Below are 7,178 nucleotides of genomic sequence, written 5' to 3' on the forward strand. Positions count from 1 at the left end.
ATTCAAATTAGCGCATGCAGACCTTGTCACGATGGGATTGCTTGATCCGATTCTTAGGCAAGAAGAGTATCTAGAAGGCCGTGTTGTAGAAAGACGAACCACTCCTGAAATTATCGGACACCAAATTTCAGAGTTGGGCGCATTTGTGAATGAGTTCATCAAAGATGTAATTTTCACCACCTGAGCACCAACATCGACACGATCTGGCTATACGATCGCGGACACCCAAATTATGTGGGCTGCAGCGTGCGTCCGGTTTGATTAAGCCGCGTCGCAGCATACGACGTTTCGATCAATGACTGGTGCGGGCCGTACATGCCGACCGGGACGGGCTCCCCCGTTGTCTATACCGCTGCAGAGATCCGCGCGTTCGAGCCCTTTGCCGAGAATCCATCCTGGCTCAATGAGCGTCGGGTCCGCGGCAATTTCGGCACTCTAATGTGATCGCGAGAGATGGCGCCCTGTGAGACATGCCGTTAAGCTTCTGGTGAGAGGAGGCATGGCATGCAGCGCCGTCTTGCCGCAATTCTTGCCGCTGATATCGTGGGCTACTCAAGCCTCATGGATGAGGATGAGGCAGGCACGCTTGCGGCACTCAAGACCCATCGTGCCGAGTTGTTTTACCCGGAGACGGAAAAACGCGGCGGCCGGATCGTTAAGCTGATGGGCGATGGAGCTTTGGTCGAGTTCCGCTCGATCCTGGAAGCCGTCGAATGCGCACTCGCTATCCAGAAAGCGATGGCGGCCTCCAATGGCCCAATCCGCCTTCGCATAGGCCTAAATCTCGGCGACGTGGTTGCGGACGGAGAGGATATCTACGGCGACGGAGTGAACGTCGCGGTTCGTCTGGAAGGACTGGCCGAGCCGGGTGGTGTCTGCATCTCTTCGGTAGTTCGTGAAAGTCTTGGTAAGCGGATCGAGGCCGAATTCACTGATGACGGAGCCTTTCAGATCAAGGGAAAGCCGCAGCCAATCCACGTTTGGCGCTGGCACCCCGCGACCGGACCGGAGCCCGCTCGACCGGTGGCCGCTGTCCACGCCGGTCCAGCAGGCACGCAAGCGAACTTTGATCTGCCTGCCATCGCCGTCCTTCCTCTGGCGAACCACAGCGGCGATCCTGAACAGGAGTTTTTCGCGGACGGTCTGACCGACGACATCATCACAGCGCTGACCTACTGGCGAACCTTTCCTGTTATCGCCCGGCACTCATGCTTCGAGTATAAAGGCAGGGATGTAAACGTAATCGACGCCGGGCGCGAACTCGGTGCGAGATACATCCTTGAGGGTAGTATCAGGAAAGGCGGCGGGCGGATAAGGATCAGTGTTCTGCTGGTCGATTGCAGTGCAGGCCACCATGTATGGGCGGAAAAATACGACCGCGAACTCACCGGCATCTTTGAAGTTCAGGACGACATAGTGCAGTGCATTGCAGCGCACATTGCGCCTGAGGTGGCGCTGGCCGAAGCGCGGCGGTCGAGTGTTCGTTGTCCCGCGGATCTTGATGCATGGGAACTTTGCCTGCGCGCACTGCCGCTGGTGCGGAGACGTTCACTTGAAGGGGTCACAGAAGGGCGCGCGCTTTTCAAACAGGCGATCGCACTGAGACCCGGCTATGCAGATGCTCATGCCGGGCTGGCGATGTCCTACAATATGGAGATTCTAATTGGCGAAACCGGCGATCGTTTCGCGACAGCGGCACTGGCGATGGAGGCAGCACGGGCGGCAATCGAATGCGACGAAGCGTCTTCCTTTGCACATCACGAGCTCAGCACCGCTTACCAATGGCTGAACAGGGTCGATGACGCATTGGCAGAGGCCCGCACTGCAGTTGAGCTCAATCCGAACGACGCCTATGCGTTGCACGCGCTCGGCAACAAGTCTGATCTCGCGGGCGACCCGCAAGGTATTTCGCTGATGGAGAAGGCGCAGGAACTTAACCCGGCCGATGCGCAGTTGCATTCGCACCTCACGTTCCTCGCCCGGGCATACGTGAATTCCGATATGCATGAAGCGGCAGTCGATTGCGCACGCCGTGCAATCAGACGCGAGCCGGAATATGCGCCTGCCCACTACATCCTGGCGAGTGCATTAGCGTGCCTTGACCGGATGAGTGAGGCGCTGCAGTCTCTTCAAGACTGTGAGACGGCGAGCCAAGGTTTTGTCGAAGCTCGCCGGGGGTGGCAGCCCTATATTAGTCAGGCAAGCAACGAGCGGCTGCTCAAGGGGATACGAAAGATTGCGCTCCAATCGAAGTCCCAAGGATAGCTGGAACACGTCCTGCCATGCTTCGCGGCCATGACGCAGGGTGATTTTTTGAGCGGCGGCGTCGGAAGTTGGGATCGTCCGTGATCCAGGAGTTCCAGACGACGTTAACTTAGCAGGCGCAGAGAATGTCTCCTTCGACGGATTGCGCCGCAGCATTTTGAAGTGTCAGTAATGACCGCTCAGGGCCGGTCGCTTTGGGGGAGCTGATTATGGCCCTCAAAACAGGGCATCATCCAGAGGGAAAGCAGATGCCTAATCTGCGGTGCCTACACCGCATTCTTCCATTTGGCCTGGGTCACGTAAACGATGCTATCATCAGCACTGACCATGATATCACCATCCTGAATATTGACCTGCAGCTTCATCGATCGGCTTGCAAGGTTGCCCAAATCACGGGTGGCCGCCTCTGAAAAATTGACAACCTGAAGGTTATCAAACCGGGTGGTGCTGTTTTTGATCTTTTCCCACCAAACCTCAGCGGTCCTGCCATAGCTATAGACAATCACCTCTTTGGCCTTGCCACAAGATTGACGAACAATCTTCCCGCTGGGAAGTCCTAACGCTACCCATAGTTCAAGCTCGCCACTCAGGCTTTTCTGCCAAATATCTGGCTCATCATCTGTTGAAAGGCCCTTAGCAAGTTCCAATTGCTCATGGGCGTTCAGCGCAAAAGCGAGAATACGCACCATCAACCGTTCATCCGTCTCCGAAGGATGCTTGGCGACGGTCAACTTGTGGGTCTCGTAATAATGCCGATCCATATCGGATACGGAAAGCTCTACTTTGTAGATGGTGGCCTTTTGCGCCATGATATTTCCCGTGCTAGCGAAGATAGGGATGCTTAGAGCGCTGCGCGGCTTTGCGAAAGCGGAAAACAACTGGCATTGTCCCGCGAGGTTGTCGACCCGTCGCCGGCCTTAGGGCCATAACAGTGTTGAACTGAGCACGAATGGCTGGCCTGGGTAAGCTGCAGCCGGCGTTGAACGAACCGGGCAATTGGGACTTTGGACCGGAGAGCTCAATCTTGGAAGATCACAAGTCGCGCCTAGTGGGAGTTGGCTCAGCGTCGCTTGCCACGGACGTCTGGGGTCTTGTTGCCACGGGCCCTGGTTTCAGAGCGCGTGTTGCTGTCGTTTTCCTCGACAAGCTTGCGCCACCGGCCAAGTCGACCTGGGTCGATTGCCCCAGCTGCAACCGCTGCCTGAACCTCACAGCCTGGCTCATGCGCGTGGGTACAATCCCGAAAGCGGCACTTGGGTGCAAGCTCAGTGATCTCCGCGAACAGCATGTCCAGACCAGCCCCGACATCGCTGACATGCAGCGCACGCATTCCCGGCGTGTCAATCGCCCAGCCCCCGCCCTTGATGGAGTGCAGGGAGCGCGACGTGGTTGTATGGCGCCCCTTCGCATCATCCTCCCGAATGCCGCCCGTAAGCTGTGCTTCCTCAGGTGGCTTGGCAGCAAGAGTGTTGAGCAGAGTTGATTTCCCCACCCCGGATGATCCGGCCAGAGCAATAGTCTGCCCTGATCCGCACCACGGAGCCAAAGCCGTCACCGCATCGCGGGTTTTCGCGTTCACCGCAACGACGGCCATTTCGCGCTGAAGGTCTTCCGCCTGCTGCCGGTACCGCTCCACATCCGCCGTTTGATCGGCTTTTGTCAAGACAATCACCGGGTTTACACCCGCCTCATTTGCGAGAGCCAGGTAGCGTTCCAGCCGGGCTTGATTGAAATCGTCATTGCAGGAGGTAACGATGAAGAGCGTGTCCACGTTTGCAGCGATCAGTTGCTGGGTCCGGGCACCCTCGGTCCGGCGCTGCAAGAGGGCACGTCGTTCCAAACGGCGAATGACTATGCGGGTCCGTGGATCCGCCAGTATCCAGTCCCCAACGGCGAAATTTGCCGTATTCGTTTGGGCGGGCAGGTTCAGCTTCACCGGGCCGGTTTCACAAACGGCTGTCATTCGGGACCGGTGGACAGTCGCAATGCGCATCCGGGCAAACCCTGTCTCGTCAGGCCGAAGCTGGCTGCCAAAGAACTGGGACCAGCCGAGATCGGCCAAAGACAGGGGGGATTGAACAATAGAATGTACCACGGTGTGTGGCATGGCTACGGCATCAGGGAAAAGCAAGTCCTTTCGGCCGGTTCTACTGCCGTCAGGCAATAATCAAGGTTTCCTTACTTGATCGCTTTCACGTTATCAGAAGTGAGTAACGCCACGTGGGCCGGCTGCCACAAACGACATCACTTTTTGTCGGTTCCCGGCAATGAACCACGAGACGCGCTTGAGGCTTGAGGACTGCCAATCACAGATTGCCGAGGCTCAATTGTTGGGGTTTTACAGCAATCTATGACACCATTCTTTCGTAGCTGTTTGCCCTCAGTTGCTGCAACTCCCGCCTACCATTGTTACTTTGAAAGAATGCTGCGCTGAGCACAAATGACGGGTCTGGGGAAGCTGCAATGCAGAAGGCTAGGAGGTATTTGGCGGCAGCATTGGGCCGCAAAGCTCGTTATTATTCAGCAGATTGCAACGGAAGCAGCGCCGTATCCGAAGGCTGGTCAGAGCTGATGCAGCTACATACGTCAGAGTATTGTTCGCTGCCTGCCGTGTCCGGTGTCCCGCTATGGCGCCTCTTTCGGCTTGCTTTGCCTCAGCGGCCGACCGATAGGGCTGCATGTTCAAGAACCGGGCCATCGTCTTTATTCTGATTACGCTGATGATCGACGCTATCGGCGTTGGTATCGTTTTCCCAATCATGCCGGACCTGATGGAGCGCGTGGGTGCAGCGGACACCGGCAAAGGCGCGCTGTGGGGTGGGCTGCTGATGGCCGCCTATGCAGGCGCGCTGTTCCTATGCGGCCCCATTGTCGGCAGCATCTCCGATGCGGCTGGACGCAGGCCGGTCCTGATCGCCGCGCTTGCCATGCTGGCGCTTGATTATGTGATCATGGCCTTGGCGGGCAGTTTCTGGCTGCTCTTGCTTGGCCGGACGCTCGCAGGCCTTGCCGGGGCGACCTACATCACCGCCACCGCCTATATTGCGGACATATCTTCGCCGCGGGAAAGAGCCGCGAATTTCGGCCTCATCGGCGCCGCGTTCGGGATCGGTTTCGTACTTGGTCCGGCCATCGGCGGTGTTGCGGCAGAAGTCAGCATCGCGGCGCCGTTTTGGATTGCGGCGGTTCTGTCGGCCGGCAATGCTCTTTTCGGAGTTTTTGTGCTGCCTGAGAGCCTGGTGCCGGAGAAACGCCGCGCCTTTGGCAAGCGAGATCTCAATCCGTTTAAATCGATTTTCGATGCCTTCCGGCTGCCGGGGCTTGCAGTGCCGCTGCTGTGCATTTTGATCTTCGAGTTTGCCAATATGGTCTACCCGACGCTTTGGGCTTTCTGGACCCGCGAAGTATTCGATTGGCCGACGCTTTACATCGGGCTGTCGCTTGCGGCCTACGGCGTGCTTCTGGCTTTGGTCCAGGGCGGGCTGATGCCAATCCTTATCAGATGGATCGGGGACTTCCGCACCTTGATGCTCGGCATGATATCGGCGCTGACCGGAATGATCGGTTTCGGCTTTACCGGGTCGGTTGCGGCTCTGGCCGTCTTTCTTATGCTCGCAGCGCTGTCTGATCTTGTGCCTGCCTTGCTGACGGCCATGGCATCGAACCAGGTGGATGAAGACCGGCAAGGGGTGGTGCAGGGCGTTATCGCGTCGCTGTCATCCGTCGCGGCAATCCTGGCGCCCCTCGTGATGACCGGCCTGTTCAAGGCCTCTGTTGACGATCAAGGCTTTTACTTGCCGGGAGCTCCCTTCCTCTTCGCAGCGGTTTTAGTATTGGCAATGATGCCTCTCGTGGTGCGCTTGCGGGGGCATGCTTCGGTTTGAGAAACGATCAAGTCAGAATGACTTTGCTTCAGCGGGTTGTGGCAGGTAAGTCTTGGTTGCAATCGCTCGCACCAAGGAAACGCTGCGCGATGCACAAATGACCGCTTCAGTGAACGCAGTGCTGAGGAGTTTTTTTGGCCGAATGTCATCGAAGGGCCGGAATCACGAATCGACCAAGCGCCAAAACCCATGTTTTCGACCGTGTTCCTTCCTGAGCATCTCGAAAAACTCGGCGTGGGAGGGGTGGTCACCATAATCCGTGATGGTCGCATCGCAGGACCGGCATTCGGCCAGATGGCGCGCCGCGTGGCGGTAGCGCGTGGATTTTCCACCGGTCAGCGTGTCCAGCACCATGGCACGGCGCATCAGTGTGGCGGCGAGCGGATGCTCGGCCTCGAGAGCGTCTGCCGCGCTCGTGAGGGTGTGATAGGAATCCCCGTTCAGTTCCTCGGCCCGCGCCACCACGATCCGCGCCGCGCGGCCGAGAGATGGCCAGTTCACCAGAAAACTGATCGCCATCCCCAGATGCGGATAGGCCTCGGCAAAGTCCAGGGCAGCCTCTTCTGCCTCGATGTCGTCGAAATCGGGAAGCAGTTTGAGGTACTTTCGAAGGCAGGGCGCGCTGAGAGTCTGCTCGAAGGTCCTCCGCAGATGCGCCGTCAACTCCTCCGTCTTGCCCTGTTTTTCGAGGCATTCTTCATAGACCGCATCGAGATCGTAACCGAACATCCGGATTGACTTGCCGTCCTCGGCGTTGCGGGCACGGGTGACGATGTCGAACGCCTCGTCAACGCGCCCCGCATCCAGCAATCTGCGCGCGACGTCGGGGGCGATGGTGCCACAGGCGAGCACATCCTCCTAGGGTCAGGATTCATAACCAGAAGATGACGGTTGCAGCGAGAGCGATGGCTGAGAGGAAGACTTTCGGACAGCGGTCATAGCGGGTTGCCACGCGCCGCCAGTCCTTCAGCCTTCCGAACATGATCTCGATGCGATTTCGCCGCTTATACCGGCGCTTGTCGAATTTGA

At 57.9% G+C, this 7,178-nt stretch carries 7 protein-coding genes; 3 read left to right on the plus strand and 4 right to left on the minus strand.

Going from position 1 to position 7,178, the window contains the following annotated elements; all coding sequences use genetic code 11:
- Both VOI29_RS20615 and VOI29_RS20620 read left to right on the plus strand, forming a co-directional pair.
- The coding region (locus tag VOI29_RS20615) for a hypothetical protein (RefSeq protein ID WP_323783164.1) at positions 1–184 on the plus strand (184 nt) is incomplete at its 5' end.
- A 320-nt stretch (positions 185–504) separates the two neighbouring features.
- Positions 505–2,265, plus strand: a complete 1,761-nt coding sequence (locus VOI29_RS20620; RefSeq protein ID WP_323783166.1) for an adenylate/guanylate cyclase domain-containing protein — start codon at positions 505–507, stop codon at positions 2,263–2,265.
- Between the two features lie 266 nt (positions 2,266–2,531).
- Here VOI29_RS20620 and VOI29_RS20625 read toward each other — a convergent pair whose 3' ends face one another.
- A complete protein-coding gene (locus tag VOI29_RS20625; protein WP_323783168.1) occupies positions 2,532–3,074 on the minus strand; it encodes a YaeQ family protein in 543 nt (180 codons plus the stop codon).
- A 251-nt stretch (positions 3,075–3,325) separates the two neighbouring features.
- Positions 3,326–4,327, minus strand: a complete 1,002-nt coding sequence (rsgA, locus tag VOI29_RS20630; protein WP_323783171.1) for a ribosome small subunit-dependent GTPase A — start codon at positions 4,325–4,327, stop codon at positions 3,326–3,328.
- A gap of 616 nt (positions 4,328–4,943) precedes the next feature.
- Here rsgA and VOI29_RS20635 point away from each other — a divergent pair.
- Complete coding sequence (locus VOI29_RS20635; RefSeq protein WP_323783174.1) at positions 4,944–6,149, plus strand: MFS transporter; 1,206 nt, start codon at positions 4,944–4,946, stop codon at positions 6,147–6,149.
- Between the two features lie 162 nt (positions 6,150–6,311).
- Here the strand turns inward: VOI29_RS20635 and VOI29_RS20640 are convergent, their stop codons facing one another.
- Positions 6,312–7,001 carry a DUF6880 family protein gene (locus VOI29_RS20640; RefSeq protein ID WP_323783177.1) on the minus strand — a complete coding sequence of 230 codons (690 nt, stop codon included), beginning with the start codon at positions 6,999–7,001 and terminating at the stop codon, positions 6,312–6,314.
- A gap of 19 nt (positions 7,002–7,020) precedes the next feature.
- On the minus strand, positions 7,021–7,178 hold a 158-nt coding region (locus tag VOI29_RS20645), incomplete at its 5' end, for a transposase (protein WP_323783180.1).

Origin of the sequence: Leisingera sp., assembly GCF_034669605.1 — a bacterium.
Taxonomy (GTDB): Bacteria; Pseudomonadota; Alphaproteobacteria; order Rhodobacterales; family Rhodobacteraceae; genus Leisingera.

What these genes read in the sequence shown, in the direction of transcription:
- VOI29_RS20620 (WP_323783166.1), top strand. Translation starts at nt 505, where the DNA reads ATGCAGCGCCGTCTTGCCGCAATTCTTGCCGCTGATATCGTGGGCTAC.
- VOI29_RS20635 (WP_323783174.1), top strand. Translation starts at nt 4,944, where the DNA reads ATGTTCAAGAACCGGGCCATCGTCTTTATTCTGATTACGCTGATGATC.
- VOI29_RS20625 (WP_323783168.1), bottom strand. Translation starts at nt 3,074, where the DNA reads ATGGCGCAAAAGGCCACCATCTACAAAGTAGAGCTTTCCGTATCCGAT.